At 68.8% G+C, this 26610-nt stretch carries 20 protein-coding genes; 14 read left to right on the forward strand and 6 right to left on the reverse strand.

Going from position 1 to position 26610, the window contains the following annotated elements:
• Positions 1-44 precede the first annotated feature (44 nt).
• Positions 45-1436, forward strand: a complete 1392-nt coding sequence (locus tag G6O54_RS16180; protein ID WP_165226688.1) for a methyltransferase MtaB domain-containing protein — start codon at positions 45-47, stop codon at positions 1434-1436.
• A gap of 36 nt (positions 1437-1472) precedes the next feature.
• On the opposite strand, the gene G6O54_RS16185 is transcribed toward G6O54_RS16180, so the two are convergent.
• The gene (locus G6O54_RS16185; RefSeq protein ID WP_165226689.1) at positions 1473-2063 is read right to left on the reverse strand and encodes a hypothetical protein; all 591 of its coding nucleotides are present in this window, start codon (positions 2061-2063) and stop codon (positions 1473-1475) included.
• 296 nt (positions 2064-2359) lie between these two features.
• On the opposite strand from G6O54_RS16185, the gene G6O54_RS16190 reads away from it, so the two are divergent.
• Together G6O54_RS16190 and G6O54_RS16195 are read left to right on the forward strand one after the other, a co-directional pair.
• Positions 2360-3532 (forward strand): DUF1559 domain-containing protein, encoded by a 1173-nt coding sequence (locus G6O54_RS16190; protein ID WP_250846925.1) that lies wholly within the window; start codon positions 2360-2362, stop codon positions 3530-3532.
• A gap of 113 nt (positions 3533-3645) precedes the next feature.
• On the forward strand, positions 3646-3903 hold the full coding sequence (locus tag G6O54_RS16195; protein ID WP_165226691.1) for a hypothetical protein: 258 nt from the start codon (positions 3646-3648) through the stop codon (positions 3901-3903).
• A gap of 118 nt (positions 3904-4021) precedes the next feature.
• Here the strand turns inward: G6O54_RS16195 and G6O54_RS16200 are convergent, their stop codons facing one another.
• Complete coding sequence (locus tag G6O54_RS16200) at positions 4022-4651, reverse strand: AAA family ATPase (protein WP_165226692.1); 630 nt, start codon at positions 4649-4651, stop codon at positions 4022-4024.
• A 479-nt stretch (positions 4652-5130) separates the two neighbouring features.
• Here G6O54_RS16200 and G6O54_RS16205 point away from each other — a divergent pair, with 479 nt between their 5' ends.
• The 3 genes from G6O54_RS16205 (at position 5131) to G6O54_RS16215 (ending at position 12290) form a co-directional block, all read left to right on the forward strand.
• Positions 5131-7947: an HzsA-related protein gene (locus G6O54_RS16205; RefSeq protein ID WP_165226693.1), complete on the forward strand. Its 2817-nt coding sequence runs from the start codon at positions 5131-5133 to the stop codon at positions 7945-7947.
• A 175-nt stretch (positions 7948-8122) separates the two neighbouring features.
• Complete coding sequence (locus G6O54_RS16210; RefSeq protein WP_165226694.1) at positions 8123-11473, forward strand: glycoside hydrolase family 38 N-terminal domain-containing protein; 3351 nt, start codon at positions 8123-8125, stop codon at positions 11471-11473.
• 214 nt (positions 11474-11687) lie between these two features.
• Positions 11688-12290 (forward strand): hypothetical protein, encoded by a 603-nt coding sequence (locus G6O54_RS16215; RefSeq protein WP_165226695.1) that lies wholly within the window; start codon positions 11688-11690, stop codon positions 12288-12290.
• 65 nt (positions 12291-12355) lie between these two features.
• Here the strand turns inward: G6O54_RS16215 and G6O54_RS16220 are convergent, their stop codons facing one another.
• A complete protein-coding gene (locus tag G6O54_RS16220; protein WP_165226696.1) occupies positions 12356-12805 on the reverse strand; it encodes a DUF1801 domain-containing protein in 450 nt (149 codons plus the stop codon).
• 66 nt (positions 12806-12871) lie between these two features.
• Positions 12872-13135, reverse strand: a complete 264-nt coding sequence (locus G6O54_RS16225) for a hypothetical protein (RefSeq protein ID WP_165226697.1) — start codon at positions 13133-13135, stop codon at positions 12872-12874.
• Positions 13136-13511: 376 nt separating this feature from the next.
• Here G6O54_RS16225 and G6O54_RS16230 point away from each other — a divergent pair, with 376 nt between their 5' ends.
• From G6O54_RS16230 to G6O54_RS16245, 4 genes are all read left to right on the forward strand, one after another.
• A complete protein-coding gene (locus tag G6O54_RS16230) occupies positions 13512-13859 on the forward strand; it encodes a hypothetical protein (RefSeq protein WP_165226698.1) in 348 nt (115 codons plus the stop codon).
• Positions 13856-14356, forward strand: a complete 501-nt coding sequence (locus G6O54_RS16235; protein WP_165226699.1) for a hypothetical protein — start codon at positions 13856-13858, stop codon at positions 14354-14356. Before G6O54_RS16230 ends, G6O54_RS16235 begins: the two co-directional genes overlap by 4 nt.
• Before the next feature lie 149 nt (positions 14357-14505).
• A complete protein-coding gene (locus G6O54_RS16240; RefSeq protein ID WP_165226700.1) occupies positions 14506-14910 on the forward strand; it encodes a Dabb family protein in 405 nt (134 codons plus the stop codon).
• 112 nt (positions 14911-15022) lie between these two features.
• The gene (locus G6O54_RS16245) at positions 15023-15685 is read left to right on the forward strand and encodes an HAD family hydrolase (RefSeq protein WP_165226701.1); all 663 of its coding nucleotides are present in this window, start codon (positions 15023-15025) and stop codon (positions 15683-15685) included.
• 9 nt (positions 15686-15694) lie between these two features.
• Here G6O54_RS16245 and G6O54_RS16250 read toward each other — a convergent pair whose 3' ends face one another.
• A complete protein-coding gene (locus tag G6O54_RS16250; RefSeq protein WP_165226702.1) occupies positions 15695-16456 on the reverse strand; it encodes a copper homeostasis protein CutC in 762 nt (253 codons plus the stop codon).
• 149 nt (positions 16457-16605) lie between these two features.
• Between G6O54_RS16250 and G6O54_RS16255 the strand changes: the two genes are divergently transcribed.
• The gene (locus G6O54_RS16255) at positions 16606-17955 is read left to right on the forward strand and encodes a Gfo/Idh/MocA family protein (RefSeq protein ID WP_250846926.1); all 1350 of its coding nucleotides are present in this window, start codon (positions 16606-16608) and stop codon (positions 17953-17955) included.
• Between the two features lie 69 nt (positions 17956-18024).
• Here the strand turns inward: G6O54_RS16255 and G6O54_RS16260 are convergent, their stop codons facing one another.
• On the reverse strand, positions 18025-21555 hold the full coding sequence (locus G6O54_RS16260) for a protein kinase domain-containing protein (RefSeq protein WP_165226703.1): 3531 nt from the start codon (positions 21553-21555) through the stop codon (positions 18025-18027).
• A gap of 352 nt (positions 21556-21907) precedes the next feature.
• Here G6O54_RS16260 and G6O54_RS16265 point away from each other — a divergent pair, with 352 nt between their 5' ends.
• The 3 genes from G6O54_RS16265 (at position 21908) to G6O54_RS16275 (ending at position 26570) form a co-directional block, all read left to right on the forward strand.
• Positions 21908-24844: an FG-GAP-like repeat-containing protein gene (locus G6O54_RS16265; RefSeq protein WP_165226704.1), complete on the forward strand. Its 2937-nt coding sequence runs from the start codon at positions 21908-21910 to the stop codon at positions 24842-24844.
• Positions 24845-24890: 46 nt separating this feature from the next.
• Positions 24891-25103, forward strand: a complete 213-nt coding sequence (locus tag G6O54_RS16270; protein ID WP_165226705.1) for a hypothetical protein — start codon at positions 24891-24893, stop codon at positions 25101-25103.
• A gap of 348 nt (positions 25104-25451) precedes the next feature.
• Positions 25452-26570, forward strand: a complete 1119-nt coding sequence (locus G6O54_RS16275; RefSeq protein ID WP_165226706.1) for a DUF1559 domain-containing protein — start codon at positions 25452-25454, stop codon at positions 26568-26570.
• The last annotated feature ends 40 nt before the right edge of the window (positions 26571-26610 follow it).

The raw sequence follows: 26610 nt of genomic DNA on the forward strand, positions 1-26610 counted from the left end.
CGGCCAGAAGCCCGCGCGGGCGAACATCGCGGAGGAACACTGAAATGGCATGCACGTTTGAGGAACTCGCCGTGAGCGGGCCCGATAGGCTCGTCTTCGGGATCGCCCCCAGGCCGGTCCGTTGCGGGTTCGGCCTGGCCATCGGCGGCGGGCTCGTCTTCCCCGAGGTCAACTTCACGCTCCCCGTCATGACGATCAGCCCGGCGACCTGGAGCGAGGTCCGGGCGCACTACGACGAGATGGCGAGGAACATCCTCAAGCGGGCCGTGGTGCTGGAAGTGCCCGGGATCGTCCTGGAGTTCGAGCTGCTGCCGGCGATGACCGACGCGCCCGCATGGGGCGCCGAGATCACGGCCCTGCTCCACGAGCATCTGGACAGGGCCCACGCGAAGCACGGCCTGAAGGGCGCGCTCCGCGTCACGCCGACCGATATTCGCGACCAGGGCTCGCGGCCGGCCCTCCGCAGCGGTCCCGCCTGGGAGAAGCTGTCGAAGTCCTTCGAGCTCTGCCGCGACGCCGGGGCCGACATCCTCTCGATCGAGTCCATCGGCGGCAAGGAGGTCCACGACCCGGGCCTGATGTATGGCGATCTCCGGCCCATCGTCTTCGGCCTCGGCGTGCTCGCCGCGAGGGACATGGCGTTCCTCTGGGACCACATCTCCGGGACCTGCGCCGGGGCGTCCGCGGCCGGCCATGCGGTGATCTCCGGGGGCGACACGGCCTGCGGATTCGCCAACACGGCGATGCAGCTCGCGCACCAGAAGATGCTGCCGGAGGTCCTGGCGGCCGTCGTCCGCGCGATGAGCGCGGCGCGGAGCCTGGTCGCCTTCGAGCACGGGGCCGTCGGCCCGTCGAAGGACTGTGCGTATGAAGGGCCCATCCTCAAGGCCATCACCGGGGCGCCGATCGCGATGGAGGGCAAGTCGGCGACCTGTGCCCACTTCAGCCCGCTGGGGAACATCGCCGCCGCGGTCTGCGACCTCTGGAGCAACGAATCGGTGCAGAACGTCCGACTCCTCTCCGGCAACGCGCCGGAGGCGTACGCGGAGCTGCTCGCCTACGACTGCCGGCTGATGAACGTGGCCGCGGCGCGAGGAGAATCGGCCCGACTCCGCGACTGGCTGACCGAGTCCGACGAGTGGCTCAGCCCCCAGGCGGCCGTCCTCTCGCCGGCGGCCGCCTGCCGGATCGCCCGGGCCATCGTCTCGACCCCCGGGGATTACGCGCGAACCGTCGCCGCGGGCCGGGAGGCCGTGGCGATCCTCGCCGAGGGGGTCGAGCAGGGGCGGCTGCGCCTCTCGCCCCGCGAGCGTCCCTGGCTCGACCGGATCCGGACCGAGCTTGACGAGCTCCCCGCCACCGAGTCGGAGATCCTCGCCGAGCTGACCGCGTCGCACGGCCACCTGTTCGACCCGGCGAGTTACGGACTGAACTGAAGGTGGAGTGCGCCCGAGGCCGCCGGGGCGGGCCCGTCACTTCGCCGACTTCGGGCCCTCGGGCGCCTTGAGCTCGATCACCTCGACCGTGGTCGTGGTGCCGGCGTCGGGGAATCGCGTGACCGACTTCACGAGGCGGCCGGGGACCTCTTCCGAGAGCCAGACCCGGGTGGTCCAACCAAGCCCCCCTTCGCCCTTCCCCTTGGTGTCGTACCAGACTGTCCTGTATTCCTTGCCGGAGACCTTGAGCGTCTCCTCGCCCTTCTCGATGGCATCGGTCGGCTTGCCGACGTCCTCCTTCTTCGTCTTCCCCAGGAGCGGGAAGACCCGGAAGATGCTCTGCGTCTCCGGGGGCGATTTGATCAGGCTGTCGGTCGCGTCGCTCTCGCGGACGACATCCAGGGTCACCTGATCCGGCTTGATCGCCTGGAGCGTGGACGTGGTCGTCGTCGTCAACGTCCGCACCTTCCCTTCCGTCCGGGAGCGGACCACGATGGTCGTGCCGACCGGATGTTTGGACCAGCTCCGGTAGGCCGGATGGTCGACGTTCTCGGCGACCGCGGGCGCGGAGAGGGAGAGGGAGAGGGCGAGCGCCAGGGAGAGCCGGGGGAGCAACTTCGGAGACATCGGCGGAGCACCTCGATCGCGGGGCGGGGGCATACGGTTCGGCTCGTACGCAGGAATCGCTTCTACAGGCTCGATCCCGCCCCGGTCAATCGGCTCAATACAATTTATCAAACCTTCATGATATCTCCGCTTTCCGTCCCGAGCACCGGCGAGCTGGAACGTCTCGATTTCTTCGCGCCCCGCTCACGCCGCTTTCGCAGGGGCTCTGTATCTTCTCCCGAGTCCGAGCCATGGGCGCCCCGTTCGTCGTCCACGCCATCATCCCGGCTCGGATCCCCCCAAGAGGAGATTCGATCGTGCCTGTACCCAAAGTCGCCGCCGCGCGCCGCGGTGGATTCACCCTCATCGAGCTGCTGGTAGTCATCTCGATCATCGCCGTGCTGATCGCCTTGCTCCTGCCGGCGGTGCAGTCGGCCCGCGAGGCCGCCCGGCGGATGCAGTGCGTCAACAACCTGAAGCAGATCGGCCTCGGCTTCATGAACCACGAGAGCACCTACGGCTACCTGCCCCGCGGCCCGTTCGACGGCGACCCCAACTCGGTGGACGCCTCGGGCAGTCCCTATGCGAACGGCCGGATCTACGACGAGGACTGGAAGAACGGAGCGTATGAGACTTCTTCATGCTGCCGGTCCGATACGCCCAACGGCTACAACCAGTTCTTCTGGATCCTGCCCTATGTCGAGCAGAGCAACGTCTACAACCTGGCGAACCTGACGATCCCGCCGATCAACACGACCTTCGGCGCCGCGGTCCGTGGCGCCGACTACGGCGGCGAGGACTCGATCGGCCGGGCCGTGATCCCGGCCTTCTATTGCCCCAGCCGGCGTGCCCCCGAGGCCTACGTCAGCGGTGCCCCCAGCAACGCCTCCAACGCCGTCGCCAAGAACGACTATGCCGGCTGCGCGGGGATGTTCCAGGGTCAGGCCTACGAGTGCACGGCGCCCTATGACCAGCCGACCATGTACATCCCGGCCCCTCCCGATGGCGCCTCACCCCGGGCCAACGAGCGGGCGGCGATCAACCAGGGCGATACCGCCGGCCGCAAGGGAGCCATCTCCCACGGCCAGCGGAGCAAGCGTCGCCTGGCCGACTTCACCGACGGCACCTCGAACTCGATCATGGCGGGCGAGAAGTGCCTCCCCGCGAAGCGGCTCGGCACGGACGGCGGCGACAACGAGCGGTGGGAGAACAGCGGCTGGGATGAGGACAACATCCGCTGGCACTTCGTCCCCGTGTCGGACTTCAAGGCCCCGATCTTCCGAGGCGAGGCCTGCGCCACCCCGCCCGACATGACCGACACAACCAACAACCTCTGGCGGCGGATGTTCGGCAGTTCCCACCCCGGTGGGGTCAACGTCGTCCTGGGCGACGGCTCGGTCCGATTCATCAAGTACAGCGTCAGCGCCACCACCTTCCGCCAACTGTCCAGCATCGACGACGGCGGCGTGATGAGCGCCGACTCGTACTGACCCGACGGGACTACGGCAAGGTCCACGAACCTGCTCTCGAACATGATGCTGGGCGGCCGGGGCGGACTCCACGATGCCCCGGCCATGCCCTCGCTGCGAAAGGTCCGATCCTCATGCTCAGACTCCCGAGACGCCCTGCAAGGCTCCTGCTTGGCCTCGCCCTGGGATGTTCCCTGGCCGGCTGCGGCAGCTCCACCGACTCCAGGAACGACGGCAAGCGCCTCCAGCTCACCGACGAGGAAGTGAAGGCCATCGCCAGGGCCGACTCCGAGACGGCCGAGGAAGAACAGGGCAAGAAGATCATCCAGGGGTCGAAGAAGGCCGCGGGCAAGAAGGCCGGCAAGAGAGCGGCCCGCGCCGACGAGGAATGAAATCCCCCGCGAAAGTTGACGGCGTCGCCGACTCAATCGCGTCCATACACACACGTCCCCGGGCGGCCCACCGTCCGGGGACGTTCTCGTCGCGGGGCGGTATCCGCGTCCGGCCGGTTCACGCCCCCGACCGGATCACCAGGTCCGCCCGGCTGGCGCAGTCATCCGCGAGGACGACCCCGGCGTTGCGGCGGTCATTGGTATCGGCCCGGTGATACGCGGCCTCCGGCGTGGCCTCGAGGCCGCAGGCGAGGTGCCGCGCGGCGACGCGGTCCACGGCCGTCTCCACGTCGCATTCCAGCACGACCCGGAAATCGAAGAGGTGGGCCATCCGCCAGGAGCGGAGGAGCAAATACAGGCCCTCCACGATCACCAGCGGCGATTCGGCCGGCACCGAGATGGCATCGGGCTCGGGATCTTTCACGGCGTGATCGAAGGCGGGGAAGAGGCCGTGGCCGTGCTCCCTCAAGCTCGCCAGGTCGGCCCGCAGGGCGTCGGGATCGAACGTGTCCGGCGCACCGCGGCGGGCGAGTCCGTCGGCGGTGAGGGCGGACCGCGGCAGGTGGTAGCCGTCCATCGGCACCACGACCGCGCCGGGGACCGACGCAGCCAGGGCCGCCGCGATCGTGCTCTTGCCGGAGCCCGGGATGCCGACGATCGCGATCAGGCGAGGCATCGGCGTGCGGCGGCGGAGGCCGTCCAGGATCGTCGCGGCGGCGGCCTCGGGGCCGCCTGAACTCGTGGTCATGGCTTCGTCCTCGATCATGTCAGCCGGGCCTCGATGTCCTCCAGCGTCCCGCCCTTGGTCTCGGGCATGAGCGCTAGCGCGAAGACGAGCTGGAGTCCCATCATCGCCCAGCGAGGAGACGAAAGAGAGGACGGCCAGGAGGAAGAGCGTCTTCTTCCGGCCGAACCGATCCGCGGGCCGCTCGATCGCCACCGAGCCGACGATCGTCCCGATCAGGGCCGTGGCCACGTGTCCCGGACCTGGCGTTTGGCGGGTGCGACGTCCATCGTGGAGAATCCCATCGGGTCGAGGGAGCCATGCGGGTCGTTCATGCAGGGAGGCCCGATCTTACGCGGCGCGGCGACCGATCTCCAGCGGGAGGTGGCGTGAGTGCCTTGGTCCTGTCTTCCGGCCTACCCCGACCGTAGGATGAAGTGCGATCTCCTGCTCCTCGACGCTCGAGGATCAAGACGAGGCGTCTTGATTGAGGAAAGGTCGCCATGGTTACGACACTCGTGGTTCTTTCTTTCGTCCTGGGATCAACCGCCGCCGCCCTCGAAGGCCCTGGAACGGACGAGCCCGCCGTCGAGTACGCCGACCTGACGTTTCGCGACGAGACGTGGTACGGGTCGAGCTTCTGGTCCGGGCCGGACTGGACGCGCGTGGGCAAGGACTGGCAGCATCCCGGTCTGCAGACGCCGAGCGTCCGGGCGTTCGTCACACCCCACGCCGGACGAGTGAGAATCTCCGGCCGAGCGTACAAGGCGCATCTCGACGGCGATGGCGTGCGTCTGGCGGTTCGCCACGGCGACCGGACCGTCTGGCACGCCGAGATCGAGGGGAAGGACGGCAAGGGCGTCGAGCCGGCCCTGACGCTCGACGTACGTCGGGGCGACACGATCCGGTTCGTCGTCGACCGACGCGGCGACATCGCCTGCGACACGACCCACTGGGCCCCCGTGATCACCTACCTCAACGGCCCGCGATTCGACGCCGCGGAGGGCTTCTCGACGCATCAAGGCGGCTCCGGCTGGTGCTACCAGATGGATAAGGCGAGCCCCATGGTCCGCGACGGCGACCCCGGCTGGCCCTATCGCAGGGGCATGACGTTCGCGGAGATGATCGAGGCCGACTGGCGACGCGAGGATCGGATCGAGGAGACCGCGGCGTCGTACGCGGCCGCGACCGGCCGGCAGCTCACCCTGGCCCGGCAACTCCGAGACGACCTTCAGGGGCCCGTCCTGCCGCTGATCGAGGAGAGCCGCCAGCTCGAACGACTCGCGACCACGACCCCGGATGGTTCGCTGGAAGGCGCCCGGCAGCGTTATCGGGAGGTCCGGCAACTGAAGCGCCGGATCGCGCTCGCGAATCCCCTGCTACGGTTCGAGAAGCTGATCTTCTGCAAGCGGGTGCCGACCTCGTACAGCCACCTCGTGATGCAGTACTTCGGTTGGCGTGCAAGGCCGGGCGGCGGGCTGTTCGTGCTCGACGAACCGGGCCGCAGCCCGGCCTGCCACGACATCCTCGAGGGCAAGCTCCGCGACGGCAGCGTGCTCGAACCGCGACTGTCGTACGACGGCAAGCGGATCGTCTTCTCGTTCGTCCGCTGTTCGGGGAAGTCGTTCGAGCCGGAAAGCCTCGCCAACAACGTCGACGAGGACTTCTACCACGTCTGGGAAGTCAACACCGACGGCACCGGCCTGCGACAGCTCACGTCCGGGCCGTTCGACGACCTGATGCCAACCTACCTGCCCGACGGCGGCATCGCGTTCACCTCGACCCGGCGCAAGGGTTACGCGCGATGCTTCGGCGGCCAGTTCAGCCCGCGGTGGCACGTCTACACGCTCCACCGGATGGACGCCGACGGCCGGAACATCCGCCCCCTCTCCTACCACGACACGAACGAGTGGTTCCCCACCGTGACGCACGACGGTCGCATCGTCTATGCCCGGTGGGACTACATCGATCGCGACGCCGTGACCCACCAGAACCTCTGGGCCACCCGCCCCGACGGCACGAATCCGCTGGCCGTCTGGGGGAACGCCAGCCCGACTCCGCATTGCAGCTTCCAGGCGCAGCCGATCCCCGGCAGTCCGAAGTTCCTCTTCACGGCCTCGGCGCATCACTCGATCACCGGCGGCTCGATCGCGATCGTCGACCCGAGAGTCAGCGACAATAGCCTTTCGGCGATCACGCGCGTCACTCCCGACATCCCGTTCCCCGAGGCCGAGGGGAGCCAGATCGGCGAATACTACGCCTCACCCTGGCCGCTCTCGGAGAAGTACTACCTGGTGTCGTACAGCCCCGTGCCGCTCGTCTGGGAGCCGGGGGCCAATCCGGCCAACGCGCTGGGCCTCTACCTGCTGGACGTCTTCGGCAACCGCGAGCTGATCTACCGCGATCCTCAGATCGGCAGCACGAATCCGTGCCCGCTGGTCGCCCGACCGGTGCCTCCCGTCCTGCCCAGCCTGCTCCCTGCCGAGGCGACATCAACCGGCGAATTCATCCTGGCGGACGTCTACCAGGGGCTGAATCAGGTCCAACGGGGGACCATCACGCAACTCCGGATCGTCCAGGTCTTCCCCAAGTCGACACCGGTCGGGAATACGCCGCCGATCGGGGTCGCGGGCGAGGAGAACGGCCGGGCGATCCTCGGGACGGTGCCGGTCGAGCCCGACGGGTCCGCCTACTTCACGGTCCCGGCCGGGAAGGGGCTGCTCTTCCAGGCCCTTGACCGCGACGGATTCGCCTACCAGACGATGCGCTCGTTGACCTACGTGCAGTCGGGCGAGCGGACGTCGTGCGTCGGCTGCCATGAGAACCGTCAGTCGGCGCCTCTGCCCCGAACCGTCTCGGCGCTGACCCGCGGGCCGTCGATGATCCAGCCCGGCGAGCTCGAAGGCTCGCCCTTCTCCTACGTGCAGACCGTGCAGCCGATCTGGGACGCCCACTGCGTGAGCTGTCACGGCGGCGAACGAAAGGCCGGCGGCCTCGACCTCCGCGGCACGCCCCGCGATGGCTTCACCGAATCCTACCGGGCGCTCTGCGACGATCGGCCGGCCGGTCCGCTCGTCCCCCGTTTCGCGATGCGCAATCAGGTCCAGGTCACCCCTCCAGGCGGTCAGACCGGCGCGCGGGGGAGCCGACTGATGAAGCTCCTCCAGGCGGGTCACGAGAACGTCCGACTCAGCCCCGCGGAGCGGCAACGTATCGCGGCCTGGATCGACCTGAACGCGATCTTCTACGGCGTCAATTCGCCCGGGGACCAGGCACGGCAGCTCCGGGGCGAGAACGTGCCCATGCCCGAGATCCAGTGAGCTCCTTGCGGCCGCGGGTGGGCCGGTGTATACGTCGAACTAACCTGGCATCGAGACTCGGAGTCAGGTCGAGGGCGCAGAAGCCCGCTCGCGTTGAGTTGTTGCACAGCCGCCGGATCGGGAAGACGGTCTTTGCGGTGCGACGCTCAACGGGCTGATTACAGGGAGAACAACGATGAGTCGGTACACTCGATCGCTTGCGATCTTCGCTGCGATGGCGGCCTGTGCCGCGTGGGGCGGCCGGGAGGCACGTGCTGGTACGTTTACGAAGGTGAAGCCGCTGAACGTGACCATCACGGGCTCGGCCGAGCCGTTTTCGAACAGCTATTTGGCGGAGAGCCTGCTCGTCCCCTTGACCGCGGACGTGGGGCATGCCGAATACGCGTCGCGAGGCAAGGCGGCGGCGACGTACGTCGACTTCGACCTCGGCGCTGCGGCGAAGGTCGCCGTCTTTCGCCACGTCCAGCGCGCCACGCCGGACGTGATCGCGACATCCGAGTTGATCTTCAGCAACACCCCCGACTTTTCCAAGGTGCTCAAGACCGTGCCGGTGACGCACGAGGCCACGCAGGCGGCGACGACGGTGGCGTCGTTCGAGCCGGTGGAGTCTCGGTATGTGCGCTGGCAGGTGAGGACGCTGATCCCTGGCAGCTCGCCGAATGTCGGGGGCAAGCGCATCGAGTTCTTCGCCGTCGATGGCAGCGATGCCGAACCCTCGGCGTTGAAGCTGGAAGTCCATGCTGGGCTGATCCTGACGAACCAGCCCAGCGGGGTGCCGACTCAGCCGATCGAGGTGAGTATCGAGAGTCCCTATGCCGAGGCGATCCCGGCAACGGTCCAGATCAACGGCGTCGAGCCCAGGGCTCAGAAGCTCCATTACGGCCGGCAGGTGGCGACTTTCGAATGGCCGGCATCGGAGGTCGCGCGGAAGCTCGACGCGAGGGTGAGGATCGCGAACAGGGACGTTGCCGGCAGGACGTTCGACCTGCCGCCCTCGCGCCGGCTCACGGTCTATATTCTGCCGCATTCGCACACGGACATCGGTTACACGGCGATCCAGACGGACATCGAGGAGAAGCAGATCAACAACGTGCTGCTGGGCCTGGCCGAGGCGAAGCGCACGGCGAATTACCCGGAGGGCGCGCGGTTCGTCTGGAACATCGAGCAAACGTGGGCCGCCCGGCTCTTCCTCGACCGCATGCCCGAAGCACGGCGCAACGAGCTCCTGGAGGGCATCAAGAAAGGGCAGATCGGCCTGAACGGCATGTTCCTGAACACCCTGACCGGCCTGTGCCGGCCCGAGGAGCTCCTGCATCTGTTCCGCGACTCGACGCGGATCGGGGCCCAGGCGGGGGTGCCGGTCGATTCGGCGATGATCAGCGACGTGCCGGGCTACACCTGGGGCACCGTGACGGCGATGAATCAGGCGGGGATTCGCTACTTCTCCGTCGCGCCCAACTTCTTCGATCGCATCGGCACCATCCTGACGCAGTGGGAGAACAAGCCTTTCTGGTGGGTGGGCCCGGACGGCAAGAGCAAGGTCCTGGTGTGGATTCCCTACAAGGGCTACGCCATGTCGATGATCTACCGCCACCCCTCGCCGGACTTCGTGCAGCAATATTGCGACGGCCTCGAGAAGCACCATTACCCGTATGATATCGCCTACATCCGTTGGGCCGGCTTCCCCGACAACGCCGAGCCCGACGGCTCGCTCAGCGAGTTCGTCCGCGACTGGAACGCGGCGCACGCCTCGCCTCGATTCGTGATCTCCACCACGAGCGACGCCTTCCGGGCGTTCGAGAGACAGTACGGCGACAAGCTTCCACGGGTTGCCGGCGACTGGTCGCCCTACTGGGAAGACGGGGCGGGCTCATCGGCCGCCGAAACGGTGCTCAATCGCGCCAGCTCCGACCGCCTGGCGCAGGCCGAGACGCTCTGGGCGATGAAGAGCCCCGGGAGCTTCCCCGCCGATCAGTTCGAGAAGGCGTGGGTCAACACGCTCCTCTACTCCGAGCACACGTGGGGCGCGCATTGCAGCGTCACGCAGCCGGAGATCCCGTTCACGATCGATCAGTGGACGATCAAGCAGTCGTACGCGACGGCCGCGAACCTGCAATCGCGGCGGCTCCTGACCGCGGCCCAGCAGGTGGGCGGGGGATTCAAGGCGCGTGAGGTGCCGTACGACGGGCCCCAACGCACGACGTTCGTCGATGTTTACAACACGTCGTCGTGGCCGCGGACCGGGATCGCGACCCTGCCGCACGAGATCTCCGACGTGGGCGACTTCGTGACGACGGAATCGAACCAGCCCGTGGCCGCCCAGCGCATGGGCACGGGCGAACTGGCCGTCTGGGTCCAGGACCTGGCGCCCCTCAGCGGTCGCAGGCTCGTCATCCACAACCAGGGCACCACCCCGCCGTTGCCTCCCTTGTCGGTCGAGGGCCATACAATCTCGAATCGGTCCATCAAGGTTCGTGTCGACGAGAGCACGGGCGGCATTGCCGAGCTTCAGGCCCCGGGCATCGCCGACAACCTCGTCGACACCAAGTCCGGCCATGCGCTCAACGAGTACCTTTACCTCCCCGGCGACGACCTGGCCGGCCTGAGGCGCAACGAGACGCCCAGGATCTCGGTGTTCGAGAAGGGGCCGCTCATGGTCTCGCTGCTGGTCGAGTCCGACGCGCCGGGCTGTCACAAGCTGAAGCGGGTGATCCGGCTCAGCGCCCACGCCGATCACGTCGAGATCCTGAACACGGTCGACAAGGCGCGGCTGGCGGCGGCCAATTACATCGACAAGACGGGCAAGGAATCGGTCAACTTCGCGTTCCCGTTCCTCGTGCCCGGGGGCGAGTTCCGGCTCGACGTGCCACTCGGCGTGTTCCGGCCCGAGGCCGAGCAGATCCCCAGCGCCTGCAAGAACTGGCTGACCGTAAGCCGGTGGGCCGATCTATCGAACGCCGATCACGGCGTGACGTGGGTCACGCTCGACGCACCGTTGGTGCAGCTTGGCGGCATCACGGCGCGGTTCCTCAACTCGCAGGGCGACCCGGCGACGTGGCGGAAGACGATCGAGCCCACGCAGGCCCTCTATTCGTGGGCCATGAACAACCACTGGCACACGAACTATCGGGCCTATCAGGAGGGGCCCGTCGTCTTCCGCTTCGCCCTGCGTCCGCACCGCGGGCCGACCAACGACGCCGAGGCCACGCGATTCGCCACGTCCCTGAGCCAACCGCTCGTGGCCTTGCCCGGCCGCGGTGAGGCACCCAGCGGCGAGCCGCTGCTGCGCGTCGAGCCTGCGGACGTGATCATCGCGGGTCTCAAGCCGGCCGACGACGGCAAGGGCCTCGTCATCCGCCTGTTCGGCGCGGGCCCGGAGGCGAAGGCCGCCCGCGTGCGAGACGGCAAGGGCCAGCCCCTGGCGGTCCGGCTCAGCGACACCACCGAGCGTGTTGGCGAGGTCATCAACGGCGAGATCCCCGTGCCGGGCCATGGGCTTGTCACCGTGCGGGCCGAGTTGCCGTGAGGACCCATCGCGCTCCAGTTACCTCCCCCAGCCGCCCGATCCGCCTCCCCGAGCCGGATCGGGCGGTGCCGTTGGCACACCCGTCTCCGAATACGTTGTCACATTAATGCGGCGCCGCCTGTATTTCATCCTGGCGACGGCCGATCGACTCCGCCCCGGCCCGCTCATCTCCTCCTCTCCCACGCGGCGGAGCTCAGGGAACTTGAGATTTCCGATGGCGAACAAGCGCCCATTCCACGTCTGGCTCGCGAATCCCCAGGAGCTGAAGTACAACTGGAGTGAACTCTGCAAGGAGGTTGCGGGCCACTTCGTCCATGTCACCCGCGAGACGGATGACTACGACTCGGTGATCGTCCGTTCGACCATGACGAAGCCGGTCCTCCATGCCAACGAACTGCTCGTCTACGTCCTCGCGGCAAAGCTCCACTCCGTCGTGGACGACGGGTTCGGGCCGGGCGGCGGTCCCGGCGGCTACACCGCCTTCCAGCGCAGCGGCTCGCACCTCACCGCGTCGGAAGCCTACATGCACCCGGTGGGGGAGGAGGTGCGGCTGAAGCCCCGCGAGCTCGCCATCGTCATCTTCCACGAGGCGATGCACAACATCCTCCAGGAAGGGGACGAGCTGCACCGCCGGGGCGGCATGGCCGCCGACGCCGAGCACATGAACTTCGACACCGTGAAGCATCGGAAGGCCGACGACAGGGACCTGGCCCGGGCGCTCTCGCGGATGGCCCCGCAATGGCTCGACGGATGGCTCTACGCCAAGCCCATCAAGAAGGTCGACCTCAACTCGGACGATCCCCTCGGCGGACTCTAACCCCCGCGGCGAGGCCCCGGCGACGATCCATTCCCGGTCGGCCCAGGAGGCGGAACCACCTGTCCCTAACGGCCTTTCCGGGATGCCTCGTAGTCGGCGATGAAGGTGTCGACGGGTGTGCTGGCGACGGCTCGACCGATCGCGTCGAGCACCAGGTCGTCGAGCGACCTGAAACGGACGCAGCACTTCCCCATGTTCAGTCGCTTGCCGGCCTCATCGAACTCCTTGCGGAGGAGGCCCTCCCCGGGCGTGCCGGGGTAGATGCCGTTCAGGTAGACGGAGTAGTAACCCTTCTGCGCAGCCAGGGCGGCATAGCTCAGCGGCTGCTTGTTGTAGGTCTTGGGGTAGCGTTCGAGCGGCACCTCGTAGCAGATCATTCCCCAGTTCATCGTCTCGCGATACCCGTCCGGGAGATGGGCCAGAATCAGCTCGCGGACCGCCGCGACGACCCCCCGGCGATCCTCGGGCAGCTCGGCGAGATAGTCGGCGACGGTGGTCGCGTTGCTCCTGGCCATCACGTCCTCCTCGGGGATCCACGATCGGGTCGCGCGTCCGCGGCGATCAAGCCGGCCCACTGCACTTCACATGACCTTGGAGTGCCTGTGCCGCTCCAGCGTGTACAGGACGGCCATCTCGCAGAGGGCGTCGATGGCGACCTTGCGCGCGACCGGATCGGCGATCGCCTCGACGCTCTTCAGGCGACTGATGACGCGGTCGGCCTGCTCCGCGACCTCCTCCTCGGTCACATGGCCGTCCTCCATGACCTTCCGGAAGGACGGCCGCTTGACCACGTACGGGTCGAGGTTCAGGAACCCGGTCTCGGGATCGTACCAGGGCTCAGACATGAACGATCCTCCGTTCCTGGGTATTCGGGCCGGCGTGGCCGTGGGGACGGTCTCGATGCAGCCCCAGCCAGCTCGCTCGGGCCGCGGTCAATCCTTCGAGGTCCAAGCGAGCTCGCAGCCCGGAGAAGGGGCCAAGCACTCCGTGGACGATGGGTCAAGACCACCCCGTCCAGGCATGGAGGCCGTCGCGGCGGAGCGGTGAAGCTTCCACTCGAGCCGTGGACGATCGACTGGTGCAATAATGATCCGACGTAATACGACTGTCAAGAGATTGCGGTAAGCGCGGACAGTAACCTCTCGACCAGAGCTTTCGGAGTCAAGTGCCTTGGCGACAGAGTTGCCGAATGTCCTGGTAAATGGGAGCTGCCCCGGTCTCTTGTCCTGCGTCGCTCCGGTTATCGAGGGCTTCTCTGCCCAGGCCGTCCACACCGTCGAGCTGGATTACAAGCAGGAAGTTGCGAAGAAGCTCCTGCAGACACTGCTCCCCGGGCGAGTCCGGGCGATCACCGACATCCAGCGTGCCACGCTCCACGTGATCGCCGGGGATCTTGACGGCGAGCCGGAGCGCCACGACACGTTGCCGATCGTCTGCCTGTCGCGGACATCCAGCTTCAACTCCGTCCGCCGACCGGCTGCCGGCGCGGACCTTCTTGGACCGCCCGTCGACCTGTCGCACTATTACGGGGCGTGGGCGACCCCGTATGACGAGGAGGTAAACAGATGATTCGCCGCGCCGCGACGTTGCGGCCCGAAGGCCAGATGTGGGGCTACCAGGGAGACAAGGGCGCCGTGCCACCCCAGGTCGAAGCCCTCTTCAACGCGGTGAAGGAAGCCGGGCTCACCTACGTCAACTCGATCATCGACTACGGGGTGCCCAAAGGGATGGGCATCCAGCGAACCCGACTGCCGCGGGAGAGCCTGATGCAAAGGTCGGCCAACTGCATCGACGGAGCGGTTCTGTTTGCCAGCCTCCTGGAGGGGGCATCACTGAATCCGGCGCTGGTGCTGGTACCGGGACACGCGTTCGTGGGCTGGGAGACGTGGCGGCGTTCCGACGAGTGGGACTACCTGGAGACGACGATGGTCGGTCAGCACGAGTTCGCAGCCGCCTGCCAGTCGGGCCGGCGGCAAGTCGAGCTGGCGAAGCGGCACTCGCTACCGCGAATGACCATCCACCGCCTGGCCGACCTGCGTGAACGCGGGATATGGCCTATGGAGTAGTCCGGCCCCCCGGTTCGACCCCGCTATCGATTTCGCCTTGTTGCCAGGGAGGTAGGCAGGGGTAAGGTCCCAGGTCTTGCCGCCGCCCGCGGCGCCGGCCATGATGGCGGTCGTTTCGACGGACAACAACGGCTCGCCGGAGATTGACGATGAAGAACCTGGTCATCGCGGGGTTGGTGGTCGCGCTCGGGTCGGTGCTGGCCGTGGGCGCCTTGGCTCGGGGCCGCGCGGCGGCGGAGCCGAAGCTGGCGCACATGGTCTTCTTCAAGCTCAAGGATGGGTCGAAGGAAGGTCAGCTCAAGTTCGTCATGACGTGCGAGAAGTACCTCAAGGGGCACGACGGCTGCACCTACTTCTCGGTCGGCACCCGCGCGGCGGACGTGGACGAGCCGGTTAGCGTCAAGGACTTCGACGTCGCCCTCCACGTCGTCTTCGAGAGCAAGGAAGGGAAGCTGAAGTACCTCAAGAGCGAGGGGCATGACAAGTTCTTGGAGGCCGTGAAGGGAGAATTCGAGACCGCCCGCGTGTTCGATTCATACCTCGTCGGCGACTGAGAGTCGCCCCGAGTGGGCACGCGAATTGCCATCTCGGGTGATCGGCCGGCGGAGATTTCAACGCTCCGCCGGAGTCTGCCACCTCAAGGTGACCCGATCCGGGAGATGCGCCATGGGCTCGATTCGTGGGGTCCTTCTCGACGTGGACGGAACGCTCGTGGACAGCAATGATGCCCACGCCCGGGCCTGGGAGAAGGCGCTCGCCGAGTTCGGCGTGGACGCCTCCTACGACGAGATCCGCGAGCGGATCGGCAAGGGGGGCGACAAGATGATCGGCGAGCTCGCCGGCTGGAGCGACGAGTCGCCCGAAGGCAGGAAGCTGAGCGAGCGACGGCAGGAGATCTTCCTCAAGGAATATCTGCCGACGATCCAGGCCTTCCCAAAAGCCTCCGAGCTGCTGGCGCGGATGCACGACGCGGGGCTCAAGCTGGTCGTCGCCACGTCCGCGAAAGACGTGGAGATGCAGCCGCTCCTGCTCCGCTGCGGGGCCGACCGGTATATCGAGGAGAAGACCTCGTCGGACGACGCGGAGCGATCGAAGCCCGATCCCGACATCGTCCATGCCGCGCTCGAGCGGATCGGCCTCCCCGCGGACGAGGTCATCATGCTCGGTGACACACCGTTCGACGTCGAGGCCGCGGAGGACGCGGGGGTCCGCACGATCGCGCTGCGATCCGGAGGCTGGGGACCGGACGGGCTGGCGGGTGCGATCGCCATCTACGACGACGCGGCCGACCTGCTGGCCCATTACGACTCGTCGCCGCTGGCGAATTGACGAGGTCCATCACGCATCGGAACCCGATCGGCGTCGGTCCCACCGAGCGACCCGGCCCAGGATGGCGCGGACCTTTTCCGGATCGATCCCGGCCCGGCAAGGGTCGAGGCCATTCGGGGGCACGTGCCGCATGGCCGTTTCGACCGTCCGGGCGACGGCCGATCCCAGGTGGATCTCGCGGACTCCGGCGGTCTCGAGGAGCGTCTCGACGTCGGCCTCGGCGATCCGGCCTCCGGCCAGGATGGCGATCCGCCCCCGGGCCGATTCGACGAGGCGGCGGAGGGCCCCGGCGCCTTCCCGTGCGGTCGGCCGGCCGCCGGAGGTGAGGACGCGGTTGACGCCGAGTTCGATGAGCGTCTCCAGGGCTTCGAACGGGTCGGGGACCTCGTCGAAGGCCTTGTGAAAGGTCACGCTCATCGGCCTGGCGAGCTCGATCAGCCGGGCGGTCCGCTCGCGGTCGATGGTGCCGTCGGGCCGGAGGAGTCCCAGGACGACCCCGGAGGCCCCCAGAGCCCCGGCGGCGGCGACGTCGTGACGCATCGCCTGGAACTCGTCCTCGGACGGGAGGAAGTCGCCGGCGCGAGGGCGGACCAGGACGTGCACCGGGACCCGGAGCGTCCCGCAGGCCACGGCGATCGCCCCGGCCGAGGGCGTGACGCCGCCCGCGGCGAGGTCGTCGCAGAGCTCGATCCGATCCGCCCCGCCCCGGCCGGCGTCGAGGGCGGATTCCAGGCTGCCGGCACAGATCTCGACGATGGTCCGCTCGCTCATGAGTTCATGCTCCCACGTGACCGCCGCGGCGGCTCGTTCGCTGGCGTCCGGGTGTTTAACAAGTTAAGATGGCGGGCCATGAGGGAGACCGGCACGGTTCGACTCGGTCCCCTTGAACCCGGTATGTGTTGCCACCAGAGGAGCTAGCCGTGATCGAGCGACCCGCACCGCAATCGTCCGAACCGTCCTTCGACCGCCCCGCCGGCACGTCGCGTCGCGGCTTCCTTAAAGGGACGGCCGGCGCCGGTGCGATCGCCGCGGCGAGCCCGCTGGTCGCCCCGATGGTGCATGCCGCCGGCAGCGACGTGATCAAGGTGGGCCTCGTGGGCTGCGGCGGCCGCGGCAGCGGGGCGGCGGAGCAGGCCCTCACCGCCGACAGCGGCGCCCGGCTCGTCGCCATGGCCGACGTCTTCACGGATCGGCTGACCGACGCCCTGTCGGCCCTGAAGAGCTCGGACGTGGGCGCCAAGGTGGACGTGCCGAAGGATCGCCAGTACGACGGCTTCGAGGGCTTCAAGCACGTCATCGACCAGGTGGACCTCGTCCTCCTGACCACGCCGCCGCACTTCCGGCCGATTCAACTGACTTACGCCGTCTCCAAGGGGGTGAACACCTTCGTGGAGAAGCCGATGGCCGTGGACGGTCCCGGGCTCCGGACGTTCATCCAGGCCTGCAAAGACGCCAAGGCCAAGAACCTGTCGCTGGTCAACGGCTTCTGCTGGCGGTACGACGGGCCGCGGCGAGAGACCATGAAGCAGGTCTTCGACGGCAAGATCGGCAAGATCAAGGCCATCGAGACGACGTACAACTCGCAGGGCGTCTGGGACCCGCGGAAGACCCGCGAACAGTGCGGATCCGACATGGAATACCAGTTGAGGAACTGGTACTACTACAGTTGGCTCTCCGGCGACCACATCGTCGAGCAGGCGGTGCACGGCATCGACACCATGAACTGGGTCATGCAGGACAAGCTGCCGGTGCGATGCTGGGGCGTCGGCGGCCGGCAGGTTCGGACCGATCCCAAGTACGGCAACATCTGGGACCACTTCTCGGTCGTCTACGAGTATCCCGAAGGGGTCCGCGGCTACCACCACTGCCGGCACTGGGTGAACACGCCGAACCAGGTGAAAGACTACATCCTGGGGACGACCGGGACGGCAGACGTCTTCGGCAACGCGATCACCGGGGAGAACAAGTGGCGGTATCGCGCCGCTCGTGAGCGGGCCAGCGGTAACGGCGGCGCGCACAGCGACATGTACCAGGTGGAGCACGACGAGATGTTCGCGGCGATCCGCGCCGGCAAGCCGACCAACAACGGCGAGCAGGCCGCCACCAGCACGCTGCTGGCGATCATGGGCCGCGACGCCGCCTACACCGGCCAGGTCCTCACGCCCGACCAGGTCCTCAATTCGAAGACCGACCTGAGCCCGGCGAAGTACGAGTTCGGCCCCAACCCCGTCCCGCCGGTGCCGGTGCCGGGGGTGACGAAGTTCGCCTGAGCGACGTCCCGGCTTCGTTCGGCTCCGCGTTCGAGGATCCCCGGGTCGCGCCCGCGCCGCGGCCGCCGTTCACGGCGCCGGCGCGGCCTCGTGGAACTGGACGGTGCCGTCGGCACCGGCGGTGACCAGGCGGTTGCCGTCGGGGCTGAAGGCGACGCTGGTGACGATGTCGGAGTGGCCGCGGAGGGTGATCAGCTCCTGGCCGGAAGGGACGTCCCAGAGGCGGACGGTGCGGTCCTCGCTGGTGCTGGCGAGGCGACGGCCGTCGGGGCTGAAGGCGACGCAGAGGACCGACCGCATGTGGCCCTGGAGCCGCGCGGCGATCCGGCCGTTCGCGAGGTCCCAGACGACCACCGTCGAGTCCCAGCTCGCCGAGGCGAGATACTTGCCATCGGGGCTGAAGGCGACGTGCGAGGCGACCCGGTTGTGCCCCCGCAGGAGGGCGCGGACGCGGCCGGTGGCGGCGTCCAGGAGGGTGACGGATCCGATGTTGTCCGCCGTGGCGACGGTCACCCCGTCGGGGCTGAAGGCCACGTCGCGGATGAGCCCGGTCTCGGTCCCGGCGATCCGCCAGATCTCGGCGCCGGTCTCGAGATGGAAGGCGATGGCCAGGGCGTTGTCGCCGGTGACGTTGGGGGCGGCCCGGCCGTCCGGCAGGTAGGCGTTGAACTGCCCGACCACGACGAGGGTCCTGCCGTCGGGGCTGAGGGCGACGGACTGGAAGCGATTCGCCGGCTCGTCGCGACGGAAGACCACGCGCCAGTCGGGGGCCGAGCGGGCCTCGATGCGTCCGCCCAGGTAGGCGGAGGCGATCAGGCCGCCGTCGGGCCGCGCGGCGATGCCATCGACCGGACGCCCCCGCACGCCCTCCTGGTTGCCGATGTCGTCGAGCACTCGCGGCCCCTCGAGGGTATCCAGGACCATGAGGCGGGGCGCGACGTTGCCGGCGGCGTCCTCGCGGTTGGTGGAGACGAGCAGCCGCCGGCCGTCGGCGAAGAAGGCGACGCGTGCGACCGGACCGGCGGCCTCGCGCCAGACGCGGGTCTCGCGGCGGCCGTCGACGTCCCAGAGCTTCACGGTCTGATCGGAGGATCCGGAGGCGAGGTGCCGCCCGTCGGGACTGTAGGCGACGGAGGTCACGTTCTTGGTGTGGCCGCGGAGGGTCTCGCCGTCGCGGCCGGGATTCAGGTCCCAGAGCTTGATGGCCCCGTCCGCGCCCGCGGAGGCGAGCTGCGAGCCGCCGGGGCTGAAGGCGACCGCCAACACCCAGTCCTTGTGACCCACCAGGGTCCGTCGCAGCGTGCCCCGACAGGCATCCCAGAGCTTGACCGTGCCGTCCCAGCTCGAGGTCGCGATCAGGGTGCCGTCGGGGCTGTAGCCCAGGCCGGTGAGCGGTCCCTCATGGCCCGCCATGCGGCGGACCTCGGCCCCCGTGGCGGCCTCCCAGAGGATCAGCTCGCCGGGCCGGCTGGCCGCCTGGGGGACGATCAGCCAGGACCCGCTCACGGAGGCGAGGTGCTTGCCGTCGGGGCTGTAGGCCAAACCCATCACGTTCTGGGTGTGGCCCCGGAGCGCCCGTTCGAGGCGGCCGTCGGCCGCGTCCCAGAGGCGGACGACCCCCTTGCCGCGCATATGGTCGACCTCTTCCAGCGCCGGGTAACCATGGCCGGAGGCGAGGTGTCGACCGTCGAGACTGTAGGCCAGGGCATAGATCGTGTCGGGCCCGGTGTCGATCCGCCGCATGAGCCGGCCGCCGTCGGGATCCCAGATCCGCAGGACGCCGTCGTCGCCGCCGGCGGCGACGAGCCCCGTGCCTGGCTGAACGGCCAGCGCGTAGAGCGGCCGCGTGGACTCGCTGAGCCGGTGCAGACAACGGCCGTCGGCCGCGTCCCAGATCCGGAGGACGCCGTCCTTGCTGGCGCTGGCGAGCCGGCCGTCGTCGAGGAAGCGGACGCCGCTCACGGTCCATGACGGGTCGGAGGGCTGGGCATGCCGGAGCGTCAGCCGCTCGTGGCGGCACTGCTGCTTCAGGTAGCGCCACTCCCAGCCGCGGGAGTTGGGCGGGCATTCCTCCAGCAGGCGCTCGACGCGATCGATGTTGTTGGCCGTCCATTCGCGCTCGGCCAGGGCCATGCGGTGGAAATAGAGGAGGCTCTCGGCGAGCTCGCGCTGGTGGGCCTCGCCGCGACGGGCCAGGTCGGTGGCATGGAACTCGACCTCGAGGCGCTGGTGATAGAGGTAGCCCAGCACCAGGCCGCAGACCGCCAGGGCGGTGACGACCGCCATGAGGGCCATGGCGGCCTCCGCCGGCCGGCGATGGGCGCGGCGGAGGATCCGCCTCCAGGGGCTGATCGGCCGGGCCGCGACCGGCTCGCCGACCAGGAATCGGCGGAGGTCGTCGGCCATGGCGGACGCCGTGGCGTAGCGGTGCCTGGGCTCCTTGGCCATCGCCTTGAGGCAGATGCTCTCGAGGTCGCGAGGGGTCGAGCGATCGAGCCGGCGCGGGGGGATCGGCTCGGCGTCGAGGACCCGGGCCAGAACCTCCACGCGGCCCCCGGAGAAGGGGATCGTCCCCGTGAGCAGCTCGTAGAGGACCACGCCCAGGCTGTAGATGTCGGTCCGGTGGTCGATCGGCCGGCCGGCGACGCGGCCGGCCGCCTGCTCCGGGCTCATGTACGCAGGCGTTCCGATCACGGCGCCGTCGTGGGTGAGCTGGATGGCCTCGTCATCGAGGAAGGCCAGGCCGAAGTCGACGATCTTGGGCTCGCCGGCCCAGGTGGCGGAGAGGTCGTCGGCCGGGAGGCCGGGGCGCGATGACGCCCGCTCGGTCATGATGTTCGCGGGCTTGATATCCCGATGGATGGCCCCCATGGCGTGGGCATAGGCCAGCGTGTCGGCGACCCTCGCCACGAGCTGGGCGGCGCCCCGGGCGGAGGGCCGCCCCCGGCCCAGCAGGTCGCGGAGCGACGTCCCCGTCACGTAGTCGCAGACCAGTATCGGCAGCCCGTCGCGGACCATAACCTCATGGACCGGGACGATCCCCGGATGGCGAAGCTGGGCGATGGCCCGCGCCTCCCTGTAGAACCGCGCCACGTCCTCCTCGCCGTCCATCAGGTGCGAGTGGGGGATCTTGAGCGCGACCTCCCGGCCGAGCGGCACGTCGACCGCCCGCCAGACGGTCCCGAACCCCCCGGTCCCGACCCGCTCCACCAGCCGGAACTTGCCGATCTGCCGGGGCGGCTCTCCGGCCGGCTCCGAAGGACCTCGGGCGGCGGGCAGGGGGGCGGCCGAAGGCCCCGTCCCCCCCAGCTCGGCGACGAACCAGGCCGGATCGATCTCCGGGAATCGGGCCAGGTAGTCCTCCGCCCGCGAGGACTCCCCGCCACGACGGCGATATTCCAGCTCCAGCGAGACCAGCTCCTGGACCAGCACGGCCCGCTCCGCCGAGCCGTCCGCCATGCCTTCCAGGAAGCCCTCGATCGGCGCGGGCCGCCCCGAGAGCCACGCCGCCTCGAATCCGTCGCAGATCTGGTCGACCAGCCGGAGCCGGGAATCGGACAGCGATTCCAGGCCACCGGCGGCGCTCGTCTGTCCGGCCATCACCACGAGCCTCCCTCGATGCTGGAGGTATCGCGCACCGCGACCCGCTCGGGTCGCGCCCGCCCCCGGGATGCCCCCCGGCCCGGCTCCCCGGGCCGCACGACCCGGCAGGGTAAAGACTTGTCGAAATCTGCCGGGGGCGATGTCGGGAAATCCGGCGCCGTTGGCGAGTAGATATTACCGTTCTCAGGGCGAGGCTTGTCAAAGCATCTCTGATCCGTGTGCATCCGTGTATTTTCGCGCCCGATCCGCCGCAACTTCGTGCGCGGGACGAGGAGAGGGTCCGCCCCGATCCGGTTCGAATCCGCGATGACGGATACGGTAGCAACCCTAACCCGAACAGGACCTGCGCGTGCGACCGAAGCTCGGAGGCCGTCGGAGCCGGCTCTGCCTCGCCGCCGGGGCTGTCGCATGCCTCCTGGCCGTCGGCGTCGGCGCGGCCCGTGCTTACAACGAATGGAGGGCCAGGTCGGACATCGACGAGGCCAAGAAGGCGATGGTCGCGCGGTCCTTCGACCGGGCCCGTGCGCTGCTGGCCGACGCGCTCCGGCGTCGGCCACGGGACGAGGATTCGATCATCCTGCTCGGCGCCTTCGAGCAGTCGCAGGGGAATGAAGCGGCGGCGGAAGCGGCCTGGTCTCGGGTCGCCTCGGACTCGCCCCGGGCCGCCGACCTGGCGATGCTCCGGGCGCGGATCGCCCTGGGTCGCCATCGCTTCGCCGCCGCCGAGCCCCTCCTCCTGGTCGCCCTCGGCGGGAAGGGGAAGCTCGCGGTCGAGGCGAGGGAGACCCTCGTCAACATCTACAAGATCCAGGGGAGGTTCGTCGAGGCCCGCGCGCTGGTCTCCGCGGCCTGGGGTTCCTATCCGGACCCCGTCGGGCTGCTCAAGGAGCTGGAGAACCTCGGGTCGAACAACCCGATGTCCGTGGTGACGGCCAACGCGGCGCTCGAGAAGGCGGCGAGGACGGCCCCGGACGACGATCGAGTCTGGCTGGGCCAGGCCAACCTGGCGACCCGCACGGGGCGGTTCGACGACGCCCGCAAGTGGCTCGACGCCTGCCTCGCCAGGCGGGGCGACGACCCGGCGGTCTGGCGGGCGCGATTCGATCGCGCGCTCGCGATCCAGGACGCGGACGAGGTCGAGCGGGCGTTGCGGCACCTGCCCGACGAGGCGGTCGCGCCCTTCGAGGTGCTCACGCTCCAGGCCTGGTTCGCCTCCCTCGCCGGCGACCGCGAGGAGGAACGGCGGGCCTACGAGGGGATCCTCCAGCGGGAGCCCGGCAACCTGCTGGCGATGGCCCGCCTGGCGGACCTCTACCTGGCCGCGGGCGAGGCCGGGAAGGCGGCCACCCTCCGGGGCAGGCGTGCCGAGCTGAATCGGGACCTGTACGATTACCAGTCGCTGCTCCAGAAGAACGACCCGGCCTCGATCCGCCAGTCCGCCCGCCTGGCGGGGCGGCTGGGCCGGACCTTCGAGGCCCATTCGCTCTGGTCCGTGATCGCCCGCAAGGAGCCCGGCGACGCGGAAGCCCGCGACGCCATGGGGCGGCTCCGCAAGGAAGATGCCGGCCGGCCCCGCGGGCCTCTCCTCTCCGATTTCCTGGCGAGACTCCGCCGCCGCCGCCCGGGCACGCGCGGCCCCGCTCCGGCCGGGACGATCGGCGCGACGCCCGTCTTCGCGGACGACGCCCGGGAGGCGGGGCTCGTCTTCGCGTTCGACAACGGCGCCAACCCGCTCCACCACATGCCGGAGACGATGTCCGGCGGCGTCGGCCTGCTCGACTACGACGGCGACGGCTGGATGGACGTCTACGTGACCCAGGGCGGGCCATTCCCGCAGGATCCGGCCGCGCCGACGACGACCGGCGACCGGCTCTTCCGGAACCGCCGCGACGGCCGCTTCGAGGACGCCACCCGGAGCACCGGCCTGGCGGCCTTCGCCCGCGGATACGGCCACGGCGTGACCGTGGGCGACTACGACAACGACGGCCACCCCGACCTCTTCATCACCCGCTGGCGGCGATACGCCCTCTATCGCAACCGGGGCGACGGCACGTTCGAGGACGCCACCGAGAAGGCCGGGCTGGGCGGCCCCCGCGACTGGCCGACCTCCGCGGCCTTCGCCGACCTCGACGGCGACGGCGACCTGGACCTCTACGTGTGCCATTACCTGGCCTGGGACGCCGACCAGCCCAACCCCTGCTGGGACGACCGCAAGCATCGCTACAGCTACTGCTCGCCCCAGTACTTCGCCCCCCTGACGGACCACCTCTTCCGCAACGACCGCGGCCGGTTCGTGGACGTGACGGTGGAGGCGGGGATCGTCGACCGCGACGGCCGCGGCATGGGGGTCGTCGCGGCCGATCTCGACGACGACGGCCGGTTGGACCTCTACGTCACCAACGACCAGACGGCCAACTTCCTCTTCCACAACAAGAGCGGCATGAAGTTCGAGGACGTGGCCCAGTCCTCGGCGGCGGCCAGCAACGGCGAGGGGACCTATCAGGCGAGCATGGGCCTGACCTGCGGCGACGCCGACGGCGACGGCCTCCCCGACCTGGCCGTCACCAACTTCTTCAACGAGTACACGACCCTCTACCTGAACCGCGGCGGCGGCGTCTTCGCGGACGCCAGCGACGAGGCGGGCCTCGCCGTGGCGACGCGGCATCGGCTGGGGTTCGGCCTCTCCTTCCTGGACGTCGACAACGACGGCCACCTCGACCTGGCCAGCGCCAACGGCCACGTCGACGACTTCCGGCCGGAGGTCCCGTTCCAGATGCCCAGCCAGCTCCTGATGGGGACCGGGAAGGGCCGATTCGTGGATGCGACCGAGGCGGCCGGCGCCCCGTGGACGGTCCCCCGCGTCGCCCGCAGCCTCGCCGTCGGCGACCTGGACAACGACGGGCGGGTCGACCTGGTGATCGTCTCCCACGACACCCCGCTGGCCTATTACCACAACCGCACGCCGGGCGGCCACTGGCTGACCCTGGGCCTGGAGGGGGAGGGCTGCCGCGACGCCATTGGCGCCCGCGTGGTCGTCACGTCCGGGGGCCGCCGCCTGACCTCCTGGAGGATCGGCGGCGGCAGCTACCAGTCGTCCTCCGATCCGAGGCTCCACTTCGGCCTCGGGCCCGTCGACCGGGTGGACCTGGTCGAGGTGACCTGGCCGTCCGGCCGCGTCGACCGGCACGGGCCCCTGGCCGCCGATCGCGGCTATCGGCTCCGCGAGGGCCGGGGCGAGGCCGAGGCCCTCGCCGGCTTCGAAGCCCGGTCGCCGCAACGCCCGTGAACAAGGAACCGCGTCGTTGTCCTCATTCCGTCAGGGAGTCCCCCCCATGCGTCCGATCGCCCGAACCCTCGCCCCGGCCCTCTCCGCGGGGCTCGTCGCGTCCGTCGCCCTCGCGGCCTCGGGATGCGGCGACTCCTCCACGGGCAAGGCCGTCCAGGTCACCCCGGAGTTCCAGAAGAAGACCGAGGACTACCTCAACAGCTATCAGCAGAAGATGAAGGATCAGCACCAAACCAAGGGCAAGTCCAAGGGGCACTAGTGCTTTGTCACAGCTTGATTTTCGGGTTGGCAGCAGGACAGGCAGGAATGCCTGTCTTCCGAAATCTCCAACACACATGGATCTAAACCCGGGGGACAGACATTCCTGTCTGTCCTGCAACGCGAATTCTGAGTGTTGACAGAGCACGAGGAATCGTCATGGGCCTGGATTTCGGGTCCGCCGAGGGGTGCGGCCCGCGTGGATTCGGCGGGGCGAGGTCCCTGCCGGGGCCTCCCCGAAGACGACCTCGCCTTCCAGGCTCTGCCCGGTCGCTCCGTCAGCCCCTGGCCATGTCTCGTCCCCGTCGCCTTGATCCGTCCCTCCTCAACCGTCCGAAAGGAGTCCTCCATGACCACGAGGTCACGCCGTGCCTTCACGCTGATCGAATTGCTGGTGGTGATCGCGATCATCGCCGTGCTGATCGCCCTCCTGCTGCCGGCCGTGCAGTCGGCCCGCGAGGCCGCCCGCCGCGCCCAGTGCATCAACAACCTGAAGCAGATCGGCATCGCCCTGCACAACTACCACTCGACCCACTCGAAGTTCCCGCTGGGGAACTCGCTGAACCTCCAGGGGCCGCTCAACACGGACCTGGCGCTCTGGAATTCCTGGGGGGCCCAGGCCCTGATGCTCGGCTACATGGAACAGACGCCGATCTACAACGCGATCAACTTCACCTTCGGGCCTTACCCAGTGGGCACATTCTCGAACACCAACGGGACGGCCAGCAACTCGATCATCTCGTCGTTCCTCTGCCCGTCCGACCCCTTCGCCGGCGCCCAGGGGAACGTCTCCGGCGGGGGCGGCAACATCAACGACTACGCGGCCTCCTTCGGCGCCACCGCCGGCAACGCGTCGGGCTGGGACAACAACCTCGGCCCCTATAACCACCAGACCGCGATCGGCAGTTCGGGGATGTTCACCTTCGCGATGTCCTACGGCCTCGAGTCGGCCACCGACGGGTCGTCGAACACCATCGCGTTCGCCGAGTGGCTCGTCGGCGACGGCCGGGGATCCTCCGGCAGCCGCTACCGCGGCAACATGGAGATGAACGACGCATCCGGCACCCCCTCGATGACGAATGCCATGACCAACATGCCGGCGATCACGACGGCGCTCCAGGGCTGCATCGCCAAGTTCCAGAACGAGCCCGCCAGCAATGCCTCGAACATCTCGGACTTCAAGGGCTGGCGATGGGCGTTGGGGGCCTACGGGTTCGGGTCGTTCAACACGATCCAGCTCCCCAACGACAGGCAGTACAACGTCGGCGGCTGCCGCGACCAGTCGGGCAACCAGGCCTGGGCGGACGGCGGCTGGACGATCGGAGCCGCGAGTGCCCACCCCGGCGGCTGCAACGTCCTCTTCGCCGACGGCAGCACCCGCTTCATCAAGGACAGCGTCGCCCGCAACATCTGGATGTCGCTGGGCACCCGCAACGGCGGCGAGGTCGTCAGCGCCGATTCGTACTGATGCGGAGTTCGCCGGGGCGCGGCACCCGCCGCGCCCCGGA

The organism is Aquisphaera insulae, from assembly GCF_011064615.1.
In the GTDB taxonomy this organism is placed as follows: domain Bacteria; phylum Planctomycetota; class Planctomycetia; order Isosphaerales; family Isosphaeraceae; genus Aquisphaera; species Aquisphaera insulae.

Excerpts from the sequence above, each read along its gene's own strand:
- G6O54_RS16180 (WP_165226688.1), top strand. The coding sequence starts at position 45 with ATGGCATGCACGTTTGAGGAACTCGCCGTGAGCGGGCCCGATAGGCTC.
- G6O54_RS16185 (WP_165226689.1), bottom strand. The coding sequence starts at position 2,063 with ATGTCTCCGAAGTTGCTCCCCCGGCTCTCCCTGGCGCTCGCCCTCTCC.
- G6O54_RS16195 (WP_165226691.1), top strand. The coding sequence starts at position 3,646 with ATGCTCAGACTCCCGAGACGCCCTGCAAGGCTCCTGCTTGGCCTCGCC.
- G6O54_RS16200 (WP_165226692.1), bottom strand. The coding sequence starts at position 4,651 with ATGACCACGAGTTCAGGCGGCCCCGAGGCCGCCGCCGCGACGATCCTG.
- G6O54_RS16205 (WP_165226693.1), top strand. The coding sequence starts at position 5,131 with ATGGTTACGACACTCGTGGTTCTTTCTTTCGTCCTGGGATCAACCGCC.
- G6O54_RS16210 (WP_165226694.1), top strand. The coding sequence starts at position 8,123 with ATGAGTCGGTACACTCGATCGCTTGCGATCTTCGCTGCGATGGCGGCC.
- G6O54_RS16215 (WP_165226695.1), top strand. The coding sequence starts at position 11,688 with ATGGCGAACAAGCGCCCATTCCACGTCTGGCTCGCGAATCCCCAGGAG.
- G6O54_RS16220 (WP_165226696.1), bottom strand. The coding sequence starts at position 12,805 with ATGGCCAGGAGCAACGCGACCACCGTCGCCGACTATCTCGCCGAGCTG.
- G6O54_RS16225 (WP_165226697.1), bottom strand. The coding sequence starts at position 13,135 with ATGTCTGAGCCCTGGTACGATCCCGAGACCGGGTTCCTGAACCTCGAC.
- G6O54_RS16235 (WP_165226699.1), top strand. The coding sequence starts at position 13,856 with ATGATTCGCCGCGCCGCGACGTTGCGGCCCGAAGGCCAGATGTGGGGC.
- G6O54_RS16240 (WP_165226700.1), top strand. The coding sequence starts at position 14,506 with ATGAAGAACCTGGTCATCGCGGGGTTGGTGGTCGCGCTCGGGTCGGTG.
- G6O54_RS16245 (WP_165226701.1), top strand. The coding sequence starts at position 15,023 with ATGGGCTCGATTCGTGGGGTCCTTCTCGACGTGGACGGAACGCTCGTG.
- G6O54_RS16250 (WP_165226702.1), bottom strand. The coding sequence starts at position 16,456 with ATGAGCGAGCGGACCATCGTCGAGATCTGTGCCGGCAGCCTGGAATCC.
- G6O54_RS16260 (WP_165226703.1), bottom strand. The coding sequence starts at position 21,555 with ATGGCCGGACAGACGAGCGCCGCCGGTGGCCTGGAATCGCTGTCCGAT.
- G6O54_RS16270 (WP_165226705.1), top strand. The coding sequence starts at position 24,891 with ATGCGTCCGATCGCCCGAACCCTCGCCCCGGCCCTCTCCGCGGGGCTC.
- G6O54_RS16275 (WP_165226706.1), top strand. The coding sequence starts at position 25,452 with ATGACCACGAGGTCACGCCGTGCCTTCACGCTGATCGAATTGCTGGTG.